This window comes from Phycicoccus sp. Root563 (assembly GCF_001427915.1).
GTDB lineage: Bacteria > Actinomycetota > Actinomycetes > Actinomycetales > Dermatophilaceae > Pedococcus.
On sequence record NZ_LMGM01000002.1, the window covers coordinates 37308 to 53947 of the forward strand.

Below are 16640 nucleotides of genomic sequence, written 5' to 3' on the forward strand. Positions count from 1 at the left end.
GGAGGGGACCGGCCTGCCGCCGGCCGCGCCGTGGCGGACGCGGTCCCGGCGCGATACCGGTCCTCACAGTCCGGGCAGGTAGCGCTCGAGCTCGAACCGGGTGATCTCGCCGCGGTAGTCGTCCCACTCGGCGCGCTTGTTGCGCAGGAAGAAGTCGAACACGTGCTCGCCGAGGGTGTCGGCGACGAGGTCGCTCTTCTCCATCACCCGGATGGCCTCGTGCAGGGACGTCGGCAGCGGCTCGATGCCCATCGCCTGGCGCTCGGCCGACGTCAGGCCCCACACGTCGTCCTCGGTCTCGGGCGGCAGCTCGTAGTCCTCCTCGATCCCCTTGAGGCCCGCGGACAGCATGAGCGCGAACGCCAGGTAGGGGTTGCAGGCCGCGTCCAGGGTGCGCACCTCGACCCGGCTGCTCTGTCCCTTGGTCGGCTTGTACATCGGGACACGGACCATCGCGGACCGGTTGTTGTGGCCCCAGGTCAGGTGGGCCGGCGCCTCGCCGCCACCCCAGAGGCGCTTGTAGGAGTTCACCCACTGGTTGGTCACGGCCGTGATCTCGGCGCCGTGGCGCAGCAGGCCGGCGATGAACTGACGGCCCACCTTGCTCAGCTGGTAGGGCGCCCCGGCCTCGTAGAAGGCGTTGCTGTCGCCGTCGAAGAGGGACATGTGGGTGTGCATGCCGGAGCCGGGGTGGTCGGCGAACGGCTTGGGCATGAAGGAGGCGAAGATGCCCTGCTCGAGCGCGACCTCCTTGATGACCGTCCGGAACGTCATGATGTTGTCGGCGGTGGAGAGGGCGTCGGCGTAGCGCAGGTCGATCTCGTTCTGCCCCGGCCCGCCCTCGTGGTGGCTGAACTCCACCGAGATGCCCATCGACTCGAGCATCGTGATCGCGGCGCGGCGGAAGTCGTGCCCGGTGCCGTGCGGGACGTGGTCGAAGTACCCGGCCTGGTCGACCGGTTCCGGGCTGTCACCGGGCGTGAAGCCCTGCTTGAGGAGGTAGAACTCGATCTCGGGGTGCGTGTAGAACGTGAACCCGAGGTCGGACGCCTTCCCCAGCGCGCGCTGCAGGACGTGGCGGGGGTCGGCGAAGCTGGGCGAGCCGTCGGGGAGGGTGATGTCGCAGAACATCCGGGCCGTGCCCGGGTTCTCACCGCGCCACGGGAGCACCTGGAACGTCGCCGGGTCCGGCTTGGCCAGCATGTCGGCCTCGTAGACGCGCGCGAAGCCCTCGATCGCCGAGCCGTCGAACCCGATGCCCTCGGCGAACGCGCCCTCCAGCTCGGCCGGCGCGACGGCCACCGACTTCAGGGTCCCGAGCACATCGGTGAACCACAACCGCACGAAGCGGATGTCCCGCTCCTCGATGGTGCGAAGGACGAACTCCTGCTGACGATCCATGGGGGTGATCCTGCCCTAGAAGGGTGACGCGGGGGGTGCCGCACCACCGTGGTGTTCAGCTGGCGAGAACCGACTGCGCAGCGTTGTGACCCGGTATGCCGCTGACGCCGCCACCGCGGCGAGCGCCGGCGCCCGCGATGCGCACCCTGGGGTGCCGGGTCTCGACGCCCCACGTGCCGACCTCGCTCGCCTGCTCGGCCCAGGGCCACTGCAGGGAGCGGTGGAAGATGTTGCCGCCCGGCAGCCCCAGGTCCGCCTCGAGCTCGACCGGGGTGCGGGCCTCCAGGCAGAACGCCCCGTCACCGTCCCGGAGCAGCACGTCCTGGATGGGCTCGGCCAGCACCGAGTTCAACGACTCCAGGGTGCGGGCCAGGGCGAGGTCCTTGGCGGCGTCGTGCTCCTCCGCACTGCCCCGGAAGAGGCGGGCAGGCATGTGCAGGCCGAACAGCGTCAGCGTCTGGGCGTCGGTGGCGGCGAGCTCGGCACCGAGGATCGAACGGTCGGAGAGGCTGTGGCAGTAGATCTCGCACGGCGGCAGGTCGGGCACGCGCCCGGCCGCCGCCGCGGCATACGAGTCCTGGAGCTGGGTGTAGCCCTCGTTGATGTGGAAGGTCCCGGCGAACGCCCCGGTCGGGTCCACGGAGGAGTCGCGCAGGCGGGGCAGCCGTGAGAGCAGCATGTTGACCTTGAGCTGGGCCCCTTCGGGTTCGGCCTCCGTCTCGACGGGGTCTGCCCCCGCGGCCTCGAGCAGTCGGTTGAGCACCACCGGTGCGCAGGCCGCGTGGATGGTCGAGGCCGTCGCGGAGCCGCCGTCCCAGCGGACCTCCCCTTCGGGGTCGAGGGCGAGCACCCTTGTCCCCGTGCGGATCTCGGCACCGGCGGCGACGGCAGCGCGCGCGAGGCCGTCGGTGACGGCGCCCATCCCCCCGACCGGGACGTCCCAGTCGCCCGTGCCGCCACCGATCAGGTGGTAGAGGAAGCAGACGTTCTGCCGCAGGTCGTCACCGCGCAGGTCGGCGAAGGTGCCGATGAGCGCGTCGGTGGCCACGATCCCGCGCACGGTGTCGTCGGTGAAGGTCGCCTCGAGCACCTCGCCGAGGGGACGGCGCACCAACGCCTGCCAGAGCTCGTCGTCGCCCACGAGGGCGGCCAGGTCGTCCTCGGTCCGCAGGGGTTCGAGGACCGTCGGGAAGACCTTCTCCGCGAGGCGCTGCACGCGACCGTAGAAGTCGTCCCAGGCGGCGTGCTCGCCGGCACCACCCGTGAGCGCGGCGAAGCCCGAGGCGGTCGCGCCCGGGTCGCCGTGGTCGACCAGCAGGCCGCGGGCGGGGTCGGCCGGCACAGGGGTGAAGGAGGAGTACCGGCGACGGATCAGCCGGACGTCGAGGTCGAGGTCGGTCATCACCTGCTTGGGCAGGAGCGAGACGAGGTAGGAGTACCGCGAGAGGCGGGCGTCCACGCCGGGGAAGGCCTGGGCAGACACGGCCGCGCCCCCCACGTGGTCGGCAGCCTCGAGCACGAGGACCTTTCGGCCGGCTCGGGCGAGGTAGGCGGCGGCGGTGAGCCCGTTGTGGCCGGCACCGATGACGACGTCGTCGTAGTTCACGGCGCCGAGCCTACGGGCTGTCGAACAGGCGGAGTCCGGCACCCGGTGCGCCCGGCCGCCCCTGCGTCAGGGCCTACGGTGGGACGGTGAGCCGCCCCTCGGGTCGACGCGACGAGACCACGCCGCCGGACGGCGACGCCCTGAGGGGCGCAGTGCGCCCGCGCGCCAGGCTGCCGGGACGCCGTCCGTCACGACGACGCGTGGAGGTCGACGGCGTGGATGCCTCGTTGCAGCCCCTCATCGACCGTGCCATCACGGACCTGGCGGACCGGGTGGGGGTCCCGCCGGACGAGGTGGTGGTCGAGGCTGCGGCATCGGTGACCTGGTCGGACAGCTCGTGCGGGTGCCCCCAGCCCGACCGGTCGTATGCCCAGGGGCCGGTCGACGGGGCGTACGTCCGCCTCCGCGCGGGCGGACGGGTCTTCCACTTCCACGGCGGCGGAGGTCGCCCCATCTTCCTCTGCGACGGCTGAGCGGTCGCCCCCGTACCCTCCGTCCGCCGCAGGTCGGGGTCGACCGCACCGTGGTCACGCAAGAAAGTGCAGCGGCGGGGGATGTGCTCGAACTCCTTCCGGGCATACATTCCGGCACGGGGCACGTGTGACCGTCCCGACGGCCCTTCGCGAGACCCCGCCACCTGTTGGCCGTGTCCGGTGGTGAGCCGGACGGGAGGAGTGTTGTCGTGAGGCGCATCATTGCAATGGCAGGGGCCGCGGCTGCGGCGCTGTGCATGGCCACGACACCGAGCTGGGCGGCGACCGCGTCGCCCACGTCGGCGTCCCCGGCAAAGAGCTCGGTCGTACCGAGTGTCACCAAGAGCGCGACGGGCAGCTACATCGTCGTCATGAAGGCAGACCCGCTCGTGCGTTCGATGAAGGTCAAGGACCTGGGCACCCCCCGGGGACGGGAACGCAAGGCCGCTCTGCGGGCGACCCACGACGCGGTGCTCAAGCGCGCCGGTGTCTCCACCACCCAGAGGACCACCGACTACAGCAACGCCGTCAACGGGTTCGCCGTGCGCACCAGCCTTCGCAGCGCCGAGAAGATCGCCCGCGACCCCGGCGTGGCGCTGGTCCTGCCGGACGAGCTGCGACAGCCCACGGCGGTCGCCAGCGACTCGCGGGGCCACGACGACGGGCGGGGCCTGTCCGTCAACGGCCTCAACAGGTTCCTCGGCCTGACCGGCAAGGGTGACGCCTATGCCCGGGGGATCACCGGCAAGGGCGTCCTCGTCGGGGTCATCGACACCGGCATCTGGCCCGAGCACCCCAGCTTCGCCGCCAGGCCGGGACTTCCCGCCGCACCGGTGTTCGACACCGCCGAGCGTTCCGCCTGCGCCTTCGGCAACACAGCCTGGAACCCCAACGACAAGCCCTTCGCCTGCAACAACAAGCTCGTCGGAGCACGCGAGTTCCTCGACACCTACAAGGCCAACCAGGGTCTCGAGGCGCACGAGTTCGACTCTGCCCGTGACAACGAGGGCCACGGCACCCACACGGCATCGACCGCCGCCGGCAACGGCAACGTCCGCGCCAGCATCTTCGGCGTCGGCAAGGGCGTCGTCTCGGGCATCGCCCCCGACGCCCAGGTGATCGCCTACAAGGCGCTCGGAGACCTCGGTGGCTTCACCTCCGACCTCGCGGACGCGATCGACCAGGCCGTCGCCGACGGCGTGGACGTCATCAACTACTCGATCGGTGGCGGCGCACAGACCGTCAGCGCCGACACCATCGCCTTCCTCTTCGCGGCGGACGCCGACGTCTTCACCGCGGTGTCGGCCGGCAACTCCGGACCCGGTGCTGCGACGATCGGTGGTCCCGCAGACGTGCCGTGGGTGACCGGCGTCGGAGCCACGACCTACCCGACCTTCTACAAGGGGGTCGTCAAGCTCGGCAACGGACGCAGCTACGTGGGCGGATCGGTGACCAGGGGAACGGCCAGGGCCGAGTTCGTCGACGGCGCCCGCGCCGGATCTGCCGGTTCCGACCTCTGCCTCGCCGGCACCCTCGACCCCGCCAAGGTGACCGGCAAGATCGTGCTCTGCGGTCGCGGCACCAACGGTCGGATCGAGAAGAGCTTCGAGGTCCAGCGCGCCGGCGGCATCGGCATGGTGCTCTACAACCAGAACGACGTGGACAACATCTTCACGGACAACTTCTTCGTCCCGACGGTGATGGTGGACAACTCCCCGGGCACCGCGATCCGCACCTGGGTGAACTCGACTGCGCACCCGGTCGGCAGCCTCGTCAACGGTGGCATCAGCAAGGCTCCGTTCCCGACCCCGACGGTCGCGAGCTTCTCCAGCCGTGGCGAGAACCCCACGTCGGGCGACATCATCAAGCCCGACATCAGCGCGCCGGGTGTCCAGATCATGGCCGGCAACACGCCGTTCCCGTCGCCCGGCACCCAGCCGGCCGGTGAGCTCTTCCAGGCCATCGCCGGGACCTCGATGTCCGGGCCGGTCGTCGCGGGCTCCTACGCCCTGCTCAAGCAGGCGCACCCGGACTGGTCGGCCGCCGCCGCCAAGTCGGCCCTGATGACGACCGCCGACACCCGCGTCCGCGACAACGACCGCAGGACCCAGGCCGGGCCGTTCGCCATGGGCGCCGGTCTGGCCGTGGTCGGTGAGCCGGGCGAGAAGGGATCCGCGTTCCGACCGGGACTGGTCTACGACGCCGGGTTCCTGGACTACCTCGGCTTCCTGTGCGCTGAGGGACCGGAGGCGTTCAGCAATCCGGATGCCACCTGTGCCAGCCTCCGGGCGGCAGGTGTCCCGACGGTGGCGTCCGACCTCAACTACGCCTCCATCGGCGCAGAGGCCGTCCCCGGGGCGACCACGGTCACCCGGACGGTCACCAACGTGTCCGGCAAGAAGGCCACGTTCACGGCCCGGTCGAGCGCCCCGCCCGGGTACTCGGTCAAGGTCACGCCGTCGACCCTGCGGCTCGCACCCGACGAGTCGGCGACGTTCACCGTCACCCTCACCAACGGGGGGCAGGCTCCGTCGGGCGAGTGGCGGTTCGGTTCGCTCACCTGGGCAGGCAGCGGGTATGCCGTGCGCAGCGCCATCGCGGTCAAGGGCGTGGACATCGCGACGCCGGCCACCGTCTCGGGCACGGGCACGTCAGGCACGGCATCGATCCCCGTGCAGTTCGGGCGGGCCGGCGCGTACACGGCCACCCCGCACGGACTGGTGCCTGCGACGGACACCAACGGGACCATCGACCAGGATCCCGACCAGACGTACCCGAGTGCCGACGACGGCTCGGGCGTCGACCAGATCCCCTTCACCGTGAGCGGCGTCAACCTCGCCCGGTGGTCACTGGTGCTCCCCGGCGCCACCGACCTCGACCTCTACCTGCGTGGTCCTGACGGCAGCATCGTCGCCCAGAGCACCAACGGTGGGACCAACGAGGAGATCACCCTGGAGAACCCGGCTGACGGCACCTACACGATGGTGGTCCACGGCTGGGCCGTCGGGACGCCGGGCACGGCGTACGACCTGCGCAGCTGGCTGGTTCCTGACGCCACCGGCGGCAGCCTCCAGGTGACCTCGGGCAGTCCAGTGACCGCAACGGTCGGTGGCAGCACCACCGTCGGCCTGGCCTGGTCCGGCCTCACCGCCGGGACCGACTACCTGGGCACGGTCAGCCACGCCATCGGCGGAGTGGGGGTGGCCACGACCGTGGTGTCCGTGACGGGATGACCTGACCGAGCCACCTGGCGGTGGCCGACAGCACCAGCACGTGAGGCCCCGGGATCCTTCGATCCCGGGGCCTCACTGGAGCTGACGATCAGGTCAGAGCACTCAGCGGTCGAAGCGGACCTTGAGCAGCATGTCCTGCGCGTTGTTCGTCGTCTTGGCCACCGTGATCTTGGTGCCCGAGCCGGCGACCTGGACCGAGTTCTGCGGGTTGTCCGCAGTCCAGTACTTCTTCTTGTCGAGGTCGTAGAACGTCGGGATCGCCTTGCTCGACTTGACCGTGGTCGGCACACCGTTCATGTGGAAGGTGACCGCGTCGGTCTTCTCCTGCCCGAAGGTGGCGTCGAACGGCTGACGACGGTTGCCGAGCAGCGTGCCGTTCGGGAACTTGACCGGCAGGTAGCGCGCGTCCACCGGGAGCACCTGGCCGTGGCCGGGGTGCACGCTGGTGTTGTTGTCGCCGTACTGGCCGTCGACGTACGTCACGAGCAGGCCGTTCTGGTACGGGAAGCGCTCCACCCAGTCGGGACGGGTGTTGGACCAGCCGAAGTTGTACGGGCCGGTCTTGAGGGTCTTGTCGTACCCGTTGTAGACGCGGTTCTCGGCGAGGTAGTAGTGCTGCACGACCTCGGAGGTCGAGCCACCCGTGCGCTTGAACCCGTTGGCGGTCCAACCGTTGTCACCGTTCTCGACGGTGTCCGTGAGGACGTTCGCACCGTCAGCGGTGACGGCGATGTCGTCGAGGAACGGGCCCTCGTAGTGCAGGCCACCGTCGGTGGCGTAGCGGAACCGGAAGGTGATGTTCTGGCCCGCGTACTTCGACAGGTCCCAGGTCTTCTGGGCCCACGGCGTCAGACCAGCGTTGCCGGCCGGGCCGTCGACGAGTCCGCCGACCTGCTCCCACGAGCCGCCACCGTTGGTCGACACCTCGGCGTAGAGGGCGTCGTAGTCCTGCTCGATGTTGTACTGCAGCCAGGCCGAGACCGACGCGGACTTCTTGCCGGTCAGGTCGATGGTGCGGGCCAACGTGGAGTTGAGGCCGTCAGCCGAACCGCCCCACCACTCGAACGAACCGCTGTGCGGCTTGTTGTAGGTCGTGGTGACCGTCTTGTCCGGCAGGTTGACGAGCAGGGCCTGCGGCAGCTTGGCGTCGTCGCGGTCGGCCGGGCCGATCTTCACGTCGCGGTCGAAGCCGTGGTTGACCTGCTGGTAGTCCAGCCAGCCGAGCTGCAGCTTCTCCCAGGCGCCCATGTTGCCGGGCGTGGTGCCGATGGAGTCGGTGCCCTTGTTGAGCCACGAACCACCGGACATCAGCGTCCAGAAGCCGGTGCCGTTGTCGCCACCCGCGGTGTCGTACAGGTCCGGCAGACCGAGGTCGTGACCGAACTCGTGCGCGAACACACCGAGGCCACCGTTCTCCGGCTCGGTCGTGTAGTCACCGATCCACATGCCCGAGTTGCCGAGCGGCACACCGCCGAGCAGGTTTCCGGCGGGGCCGGTCTTGCCCTGGTTGTTCGAGTAGGCGTACCAGCGGTGCGACCAGATGGCGTCCTCGCCCTGGGCGCCGCCACCGGCTTCCTCGCCCTCACCGGCGTGGATGGCCTGGAAGTGGTCGATGTAGCCGTCGGGCTCGTTGAAGTTGCCGTCGCCGTCGTAGTCGTAGCGGTCGATCTTGTCGAACTGCGACAGGTAGGACTTGATCTGGGCGTCGGTCTTGCCCTGGGCCTTCTGGTCGTTGTACCAAGCGGTCGCGGTGTCGGCGATGAACGGCCAGTAACCCGCGGCGTCGCTCTGCTTGTTGCTGCCGTAGGCGGCCTCGTTGTAGGGCACGGAGACCCAGTTGGAGACGTCACCCTTGGCGAGGAAGCGACCGTTGGAGAGCTTGGTGTAGAAGTCCTTGAACGACTCGCCCTCGCCGAACATCATGTCCAGGTAGTGCTGGCGGTTGAAGTCCTTGGTCCAGTAGGTCGAGTTGTCGTCCGTCTTGCTGCCGTCCCACTTGCGGTCGGGGGCCGGGATCTGGTTGTGGACCGGGCCGGCGGTGCCACCGGTGGTCGTCTTGGTCTTGGAGCCGAAGTCGGCGAGGACAGTGAAGATGTCCTCCTCGCGGTTGACGGGCCACGAGACGTACTTGTCCTTGGCCGCCTTCGTACCGCGGGCCGCGGCGTTCTTGCTGCCCTTGACCTTGATGACGCGCTGGCCACCACGGGTCTCGGTGGTCGCCTCACCCTTGATGAGCTGGTTGACGGCCTCCTCGCGCAGGTCGCGCTGGGCGTCACCGAGCGGGTTCGGCAGGTCGTGCGGCCGGTTCGTGTAGTTCGGGTCCTTGGCCACCACCGGGGCAGGTTTTGCCTGCGCAGGGGCGGAAGCCACACTCATGGCGACGGCCGCGACGGCCACCCCCGAGAGAACGCTGACGTAACGTCTCTTCACTGATCCTCCAATTGACGTTCACCACGTGTGCACCTGGGTCCGGCACACACAAGGGCGAGCCAAACACGGGATCAGGTCTGGCGGATTGTCCGGATTGGTCAGGAAAGCGTAAAGAAATTCACCCGTTCGGCCGATGGACGACGTGTTAATGAACATGGTGACCCAGGTCACATCGCAGCGGCTGGACACGGGCTCCCTAGACTCTCGCCCGTGAACTTCTCCTCGGCCTACGACCAGGGCTTCGCGCGTGTCGCGGCCTGCACCACGCCGGTGACGATGGCGGACCCGGCGGCCAACGCCGCGGCGATCCTCCAACAGGCCAGGACCCTGCACGACGAGGGTGTCGCCGTCGCCGTGTTCCCCGAGCTCAGCCTCTCCGGCTACGCCATCGACGACCTCTTCCTCCAGGACGTGCTGCTCGACGCGGTCGACGCCGCGGTGGTCGAGCTCGCCCGCGCCAGCGCGAAGCTGCGCCCCGTGATCGTGGTGGGGGCGCCCCTGCGACACGGGAACCGGCTCTACAACTGCGCCGTCGTCATCCAGGGTGGCGAGGTCCTCGGAGTGGCCCCGAAGGCGGCCCTGCCCAACTACCGGGAGTTCTACGAGAAGCGCTGGTTCGCCTCGGGCGCCGAGCTGCAGGACCAGCACCTGCACGTGCCGCACTGGCCGGGAGCCGACGAGGACGGCGACGTCATGTTCGGGACAGACCTCGTCTTCGAGGCCGTCGACCTGCCCGGGCTCGCCGTCCACGCGGAGGTCTGCGAGGACATGTGGGTCCCGGTGCCCCCGAGCTCACGAGCGGCGTTGCAGGGAGCCACGATCCTGCTCAACCTGTCCGCCTCCCCCATCACCGTCTCCCGCGCCGAGGACCGGCACCTGCTGGCCCGTTCGGCGAGCGTGCGGTGCAACGCCGCCTACCTGTATGCCGCCGCCTCCAGCGGGGAGTCGACGACCGACCTCTCGTGGGACGGCATGACGATGGTCTACGAGATGGGTGACCTCCTCGGCGAGACCGAGCGCTTCCCGCGCGGTCCGCGGGCCACCGTCGTCGACGTGGACCTCGACCGGCTGCGCCAGGAGCGGATCCGGCAGGGCTCCTTCGACGACAACCGCCACGCCGCGACGCTGCTGGGTGATGGAAACCCGGTGCGGGTCAGGGAGTTCACGCTCAACCCGCCACGCACCGACATCGGCCTGCGCCGCAAGGTCGACCGCTTCCCCTTCGTCCCCGACGACGCCGAGCGGCTGGCGCTCGACTGCTACGAGGCATACAACATCCAGGTCTCGGGGCTCGAGCAGCGGCTGCGCGCCATGGCCACGGACACGTGGCAGCCCAAGATCGTCATCGGGGTCAGCGGCGGGCTCGACTCGACGCACGCCCTCATCGTCGCGGCCAAGGCGATGGACCGGCTCGGTCGCCCCCGTACCGACATCGTCTGCCTGACGATGCCCGGCTTCGCCACGAGCGAGGGCACGAAGAAGAACGCCCTCCACCTCATGGAGTCGCTCGGCACGACGTGGGAGGAGCTCGACATCCGCCCCGCCGCGACGCAGATGCTGCGGGACCTCGGCCATCCGTTCGGTCGGGGCAAGGAGGTCTACGACGTGACCTTCGAGAACGTCCAGGCCGGCCTGCGCACGGACTACCTCTTCCGTGCGGCCAACCAGCGCGGCGGGATCGTCCTCGGGACCGGCGACCTGTCCGAGCTCGCCCTCGGCTGGTGCACCTACGGCGTCGGCGACCAGATGTCGCACTACGGCGTCAACAGCGGCGTGCCGAAGACGTTGATGCAGCACCTGATCCGCTGGGTCGTCTCGAGCGGGCAGTTCGAGGGCGAGGTCAACGCGACGCTCACCGAGATCCTCGACCAGGAGATCAGCCCCGAGCTCGTGCCGACCAAGGAGGGCGAGCGAATCCAGTCCACGGAGGACTCGGTGGGGCCGTACGCGTTGCAGGACTTCACCCTGTTCCACGTCGTCCGCCGCGGCTACCGACCGAGCAAGATCGCGTTCCTCGCGTGGCACGCCTGGCACGACGCCCAGGTCGGCCAGTGGCCGGCGGGCTACCCCGAGAGCCGGCACACGGCATACGACCTCGGCACGATCCGGCACTGGCTGGAGGTCTTCGTGGCCCGGTTCTTCGCCAACCAGTTCAAGCGGTCCGCGCTGCCCAACGGGCCGAAGGTCAGCCAGGGCGGCACGATGTCGCCGCGCGGTGACTGGCGCATGCCCTCGGACGCCCGTGCGACCGCGTGGCTGGCCGAGATCGAGCGCCACGTCCCGAAGGCCTGAGTCGGGGCCCGCACCCGCTGCCCTGCATAGGATGCGGGCATGAGCGACCAGCCCACCTCCCCCACGGCCTCCTCCGAGGTCACCGCTCCCTACGGCACCGGGGTGCAGGCCGCGCCCCAGCGGCGAGTGCGCATCCCGCACCTGCAGGCCATGAAGGTGCGCGGCGAGAAGTGGGCGATGCTCACCGCCTACGACATGTACTCCGCCGAGATCTTCGACGAGGCCGGCATCCCGGTGCTGCTCGTCGGCGACTCGGCCGGCAACAACGTGTACGGGTTCGAGACGACCGTGCCCGTCACCGTCGACCACCTCGTGCCCCTCGTGCGTGCGGTCACCTCGGCGGCCCGACGCGCCATGGTCGTCGCGGACCTGCCGTTCGGCTCCTACCAGGCCAGCCCCCAGCAGGCCCTCGCCACCGCGACGCGGTTCATGAAGGAGGGCATGGCGCACGCCGTGAAGCTCGAGGGCGGTGCGCCCATGGTTCCCGAGGTCGAGCTGCTCGTCCGGGCGGGCATCCCCGTCATGGGGCACATCGGGTTCACCCCGCAGAGTGAGCACGTCCTGGGTGGTTACAAGGTGCAGGGCCGCGGTGACACCGCCGACCGGCTCGTCGAGGACGCGCTGGCCCTGCAGGAGGCCGGGTGCTTCGCCGTCGTCATGGAGATGGTGCCGGCGCCGCTGGCCGCCCGCGTCACCGAGGTCCTGTCGATCCCCACGATCGGGATCGGTGCCGGGCCGGAGTGCGATGCGCAGGTCCTGGTCTGGCAGGACATGGCCGGCCTCCGGGGCGGCAAGGCACCCCGGTTCGTCAAGAAGTACGCCGACCTCCGGGGCGAGCTCGGCCGCGCTGCCGCCGCGTATGCCGCGGACGTCGCCAGCGGGGCGTTCCCGGCGGCGGAGCACTCCTTCTCCGAGTAGGCACCGGCGCTGCTGCCGGGTGGATCCGCGAAAGATCGCGCAACGGTAGGAGCCGAGGAGCGTCCTGCGCGGCTAGCGTCCCTCCGAGGACCCGGACCGGGTCCGGCCCACCTCGTCATCGGAGGACCTTCGTGACCCCTCACCGACGCACCACGACCCTGGCCGCACTCGGCGTGACCGCCCTCGCCCTCTGTCTCGCTGCCGGACCGGCCCAGGCGACCAGGGCCGCGAACACCACGACCGGGTCCGGCTCGGTCTTCATGGTCAACCCCGTGCAGTCCTCCGGCGACCAGTCGCTCACCGACCAGAAGGACTCGGACGCGGCCGTCCCGGCGTCGGCCTACGCGAAGGTCGCCCTGCGCAACCTCGACGGCTCCGGGTACCTCCGCGGGTCCTGGGTGACGGTCCAGTCGGCCACGGGGACCCCTGCCTACAGCGCGACCAACACGTTCACCTACACCCGGCACCAGGACCAGTTCGAGCAGGTGATGGCCTACTTCTGGGTGAACCAGGCGCAGGAGTACCTGCAGTCGCTCGGGTTCGGGTCGACGTTGCCGGGCATCGTGCACCAGTCGTTCGACGTGAAGGTGGACCAGTACGGCGGCGACAACTCCTACCAGACCGACAAGCCCTACCGGGTGCGGCTGGGCAAGGGGGGCGTCGACGACGCGGAGGACGCCGAGGTGATCGTCCACGAGTACGGCCACGCCGTGCACGCCTCCCAGGTCCCCGGCTACGGCACCAGCGAGGAGGCCGGGGCGATCGGTGAGTCCTTCGGCGACTACCTCGCCGTGTCGGTCGGGCTGGCCGCGGCGAAGCAGTACGGGTGGCCGGTCAAGGCCGAGGAGGCCTGCCCGATGGACTGGGACTCGACCTCGTACACGGGCGCACCCCACTGCATCCGCCGGTTCGACCTGGGCCTCACGGTCGCCGACAAGCAGGGCGAGGTCCACTACGACGGCCAGATCTGGAGCCAGGCGCTCTGGGAGATCCGCAAGGGCTACCAGGCGATGGGGAAGACCAGTGCGGCCTGGGACCGCACCCTGGTCAACAGCCAGTTCTCCTACGCCCCCGGCACCAGCTTCTCCGCAGCCGCGAAGGCCACGTATGCCGAGGCCCTCGCCAAGGACGGCGCAGCCGCTGCGGCCCTGGTGAAGGACCGGTTCGCCGCTCGCGGCATCAGGTTCTAGCCGCGTCGTCGCCCTGACCCGGCGTTGCGGCCGGTGCCACGCACCGCCGCAACGCCAGGAGGGCGTAGGTGCGCGCACAGTCCACGAGCTCGTCGACCGCCACCGACTCGTCCACCGCGTGGGCGTGGCGCAGCTCCCCCGGACCGAACTGCAGGGTCGGCACCCCCTGGGCGGCGTAGTGCCGCAGGTCCGAGCCGTACGGCGCACCCTCCACGCGGGGAGCCGCGGCCCCAGCGTGCACCGCCGCCTCCACCGTCTCGCCCAGCAGGGCGTGGCCCTCCGGCAGCGTTCCGGAGGCGAACGCACCACCGGGCCAGGTCACGCGGACGGGGTGCTCGGCCAGCCACCGATTCCTTTGTCCGAGCTGCACGATCGAGTCCTCGAACACCCGCCTGGCCGCGTCGAGCGGCTCTCCGGGCAGCACGCCGTACCGCCCCTCGGCGACCAGCAGGTCGGGCACGGTGCTCGCCCACGTGCCAGCGCGCACGATCCCGATGGAGATGGGCGCGACCAGGTCGAGGTGGGCGAACGCGGCTGGTGCGTCCGCGTTCCGGGTCGCCTCCAGGTCTCGCAGGCAGTCCTGCACCGCAGCCAGGTGGTCGAGGGCACTCTCGCCCACGGTGCGGGTCGACCCGTGGGCCGCGCGGCCGTCGACCTCGAGCCGGAAGGTCAGGGAGCCTGCGTTCGTGGGGATGACCGCACCACTCGTCGGCTCGGCGATGAGGCAGGCGTCGGCGAGGTGCCCGGCGCGGAGGGTGGCGAACGCACCCACTCCCCCGTCCTCCTCCCCGCTGACGAGGTGCACCGCAAGGGAGCGGGTCGGCGTCACGCCCACCGTCGTCAGGGCCCGGACGGCCGCCAGGATCGAGGCGACGCCGCCGAGCATGTCGCAGCTTCCGCGTCCCGCAGCCGTGCCACCGGCCACACCCAGGACGAAGGGATCGGTCCGCCACCGGGCGGGGTCCTCGACCGGCACGACGTCCGTGTGCCCGCACAGGGCGAGTGCGGGGAGGTCGTCCCGGCCGGCCGGTCCCCAGGTGCCGACCACGCCGACGACCGCATCTCGTGCCACCTCCATGCCGGGGAAGTCCGGGTGGGCCGCCTCCGCCGCGAGGTCGACGTCCCACTCGGTGACGTGCAGGCCCAGCTCGCGGAGGCGCCCGGCGCACCAACGCTGCACGGCCACCTCACCGGCACTCCCACCCACCGGGGCGAACGCCACGAGCGCCGCGAGGTCAGCCAGGAGCGCGTCGGTGTCGACGGCCGAGAGGACGCGGCGCTCCTGCTCGGTCGGGGCCTGCAGTGGGGACGTCATGGCGCGAGCCTGCCACGGCCCGCGCGGGCCGAGGGGCCGCAGCCTACGGTGGGGTCATGACGCTGCGCATCGGGTACAAGGCCTCCGCCGAACAGTTCTCCCCCCGCGACCTGCTGGAGTTCGCCGTCCAGGCCGAGCAGGTGGGCCTCGACAGCGTGATGGTCTCGGACCACTTCCAGCCGTGGCGGCACCACGGCGGCCACGCTCCGTTCTCGCTCGCCTGGCTCGCTGCCCTCGGTGAGCGCACCGAGCGGGTGCTGCTCGGGACCTCGGTGATGACCCCCACCTTCCGCTACAACCCGGCGGTCGTCGCCCAGGCGTTCGGCACCCTCGGCTCCCTCCAACCCGGCCGGGTCATGCTCGGCATCGGGACGGGCGAGGCCCTCAACGAGGTCGTCGTCGGCTCGGTGGACGAGTGGCCGGAGTTCAAGGAACGGTTCGCGCGGCTCCGGGAGGCGGTGACGCTCATGCGCCTGCTCTGGACCGAGGACCGGGTCACCTTCGAGGGCGAGTACTACCGGACCACCGACGCGACGATCTACGACAAGCCCGACCAGCCGGTGCCCGTCTACGTCGCCGCCGGCGGGCCGCTCGTCGCGCGCTACGCGGGCCGCGCGGGTGACGGCTTCATCTGCACCTCCGGCAAGGGCGAGGAGCTCTACCGCGACAAGCTGCTGCCGGCCGTGGACGAGGGCCTGGCCAAGTCCGGCCGCACCCGCGACGACCTCGACCGGATGATCGAGGTCAAGCTCTCGTGGGACCCCGACCGCGAGCAGGCCGTGGCGAACTGCCGCTTCTGGGCGGCCCTGTCCCTCACCCCCGAGCAGAAGCACGGCACCAGCGACCCGCTCGAGATGGAGCGGCTCGGTGACGAGCTGCCCGACGAGCAGGTGGCCTCGCGCTGGATCGTCACCGACGACCCCGAGGAGGTCGTCGCGGCGGTCAAGCCGTACGTCGACCTCGGTTTCAACCACCTGGTGTTCCACGGTCCGGGCGCCGACCAGTCGCGCTTCCTGACGACCTTCGCCGACCGCGTGCTGCCCGGTTTGCGCGAGTTGGGCTGACCGCGGGTTCCCTTGCGCCCCAACCGAATCTACGCTGGGTACGGACGGTCGACCGACCGGGTGAGCCTGGCACGAGAGGGACGATCATGACCGAGATGGAGCCCCGCACGCGCTGGTCCGAGGTGTCCGGTGGGCCCGGCGCCGCCACGGCATACCAGCAACGCTTCGACGACCTGGCGGGCCAGGGCGTGGACATCCACGGGGAGGCGGCCTTCGTCGCTTCCCTCGTGTCTCCCCCGGTGCGCGTGCTCGACGGCGGCTGCGGGACGGGCCGCGTGGCGATCCAGCTCACCGCGCTGGGCTACCACTGCGTCGGGGTGGACGCCGACGCCGACATGATCGCGGTCGCCGAGCAGCGGGACCCGTCGACGACCTGGGTGCGCCAGGACCTCAGCCGGCTCCAGCTGCGCTCGCAGGCGTTCGAGCTCGCCGTCCTGGCCGGCAACGTCGTGCCGCTGCTCGCCCCCGGCACCCTCCTCGCGGCGGTCGGCCGGGTCGCCGCCCACCTGCAGCCCGGCGGCCTGCTCGTGGCCGGCTTCGGGCTCGACGCCGCGCACCTGCCCGGCGGCTGCCCGGTCACGCCGCTCGCGGACTACGACCGGGCCTGCGACGTCGCCGGGTTGTCGTTCCTGCGCCGCTACGCGACCTGGGAGCGGTCGCCGTGGGTGGACGGCGGCGGGTATGCCGTGTCGGTGCACCGCCTCAACGACTGAGCTGA

At 70.6% G+C, this 16640-nt stretch carries 11 protein-coding genes; 7 read left to right on the forward strand and 4 right to left on the reverse strand.

What is annotated here, in order from left to right; all coding sequences use genetic code 11:
- Positions 1–63: 63 nt before the first annotated feature.
- Both glnA and ASD62_RS17535 read right to left on the reverse strand, forming a co-directional pair.
- Positions 64–1401 (reverse strand): type I glutamate--ammonia ligase, encoded by a 1338-nt coding sequence (gene glnA / locus ASD62_RS17530; protein WP_056917524.1) that lies wholly within the window; start codon positions 1399–1401, stop codon positions 64–66.
- Positions 1402–1456: 55 nt separating this feature from the next.
- Positions 1457–3007, reverse strand: a complete 1551-nt coding sequence (locus ASD62_RS17535) for an NAD(P)/FAD-dependent oxidoreductase (RefSeq protein WP_056917525.1) — start codon at positions 3005–3007, stop codon at positions 1457–1459.
- An 86-nt stretch (positions 3008–3093) separates the two neighbouring features.
- Between ASD62_RS17535 and ASD62_RS17540 the strand changes: the two genes are divergently transcribed.
- Positions 3094–3480: a hypothetical protein gene (locus ASD62_RS17540; RefSeq protein WP_157581622.1), complete on the forward strand. Its 387-nt coding sequence runs from the start codon at positions 3094–3096 to the stop codon at positions 3478–3480.
- Positions 3481–3689: 209 nt separating this feature from the next.
- Positions 3690–6713: a S8 family serine peptidase gene (locus ASD62_RS17545; protein ID WP_157581623.1), complete on the forward strand. Its 3024-nt coding sequence runs from the start codon at positions 3690–3692 to the stop codon at positions 6711–6713.
- A 102-nt stretch (positions 6714–6815) separates the two neighbouring features.
- Here the strand turns inward: ASD62_RS17545 and ASD62_RS17550 are convergent, their stop codons facing one another.
- Complete coding sequence (locus tag ASD62_RS17550) at positions 6816–9047, reverse strand: immune inhibitor A domain-containing protein (protein ID WP_235530785.1); 2232 nt, start codon at positions 9045–9047, stop codon at positions 6816–6818.
- Positions 9048–9353: 306 nt separating this feature from the next.
- Here ASD62_RS17550 and ASD62_RS17555 point away from each other — a divergent pair, with 306 nt between their 5' ends.
- From ASD62_RS17555 to ASD62_RS17565, 3 genes are all read left to right on the forward strand, one after another.
- The gene (locus ASD62_RS17555; RefSeq protein WP_056917528.1) at positions 9354–11435 is read left to right on the forward strand and encodes an NAD(+) synthase; all 2082 of its coding nucleotides are present in this window, start codon (positions 9354–9356) and stop codon (positions 11433–11435) included.
- Between the two features lie 39 nt (positions 11436–11474).
- Positions 11475–12353 carry a 3-methyl-2-oxobutanoate hydroxymethyltransferase gene (gene panB / locus ASD62_RS17560; protein ID WP_056917529.1) on the forward strand — a complete coding sequence of 293 codons (879 nt, stop codon included), beginning with the start codon at positions 11475–11477 and terminating at the stop codon, positions 12351–12353.
- A gap of 131 nt (positions 12354–12484) precedes the next feature.
- Complete coding sequence (locus ASD62_RS17565; RefSeq protein ID WP_056917530.1) at positions 12485–13543, forward strand: M36 family metallopeptidase; 1059 nt, start codon at positions 12485–12487, stop codon at positions 13541–13543.
- Here the strand turns inward: ASD62_RS17565 and ASD62_RS17570 are convergent.
- The gene (locus ASD62_RS17570; RefSeq protein WP_056917531.1) at positions 13533–14858 is read right to left on the reverse strand and encodes an ArgE/DapE family deacylase; all 1326 of its coding nucleotides are present in this window, start codon (positions 14856–14858) and stop codon (positions 13533–13535) included. The genes ASD62_RS17565 and ASD62_RS17570 overlap by 11 nt on opposite strands.
- Positions 14859–14914: 56 nt before the next feature.
- Here ASD62_RS17570 and fgd point away from each other — a divergent pair, with 56 nt between their 5' ends.
- Together fgd and ASD62_RS17580 are read left to right on the forward strand one after the other, a co-directional pair.
- Positions 14915–15922 carry a glucose-6-phosphate dehydrogenase (coenzyme-F420) gene (fgd, locus tag ASD62_RS17575; RefSeq protein ID WP_056917532.1) on the forward strand — a complete coding sequence of 336 codons (1008 nt, stop codon included), beginning with the start codon at positions 14915–14917 and terminating at the stop codon, positions 15920–15922.
- Positions 15923–16008: 86 nt separating this feature from the next.
- Complete coding sequence (locus ASD62_RS17580) at positions 16009–16635, forward strand: class I SAM-dependent methyltransferase (protein WP_056917533.1); 627 nt, start codon at positions 16009–16011, stop codon at positions 16633–16635.
- The last annotated feature ends 5 nt before the right edge of the window (positions 16636–16640 follow it).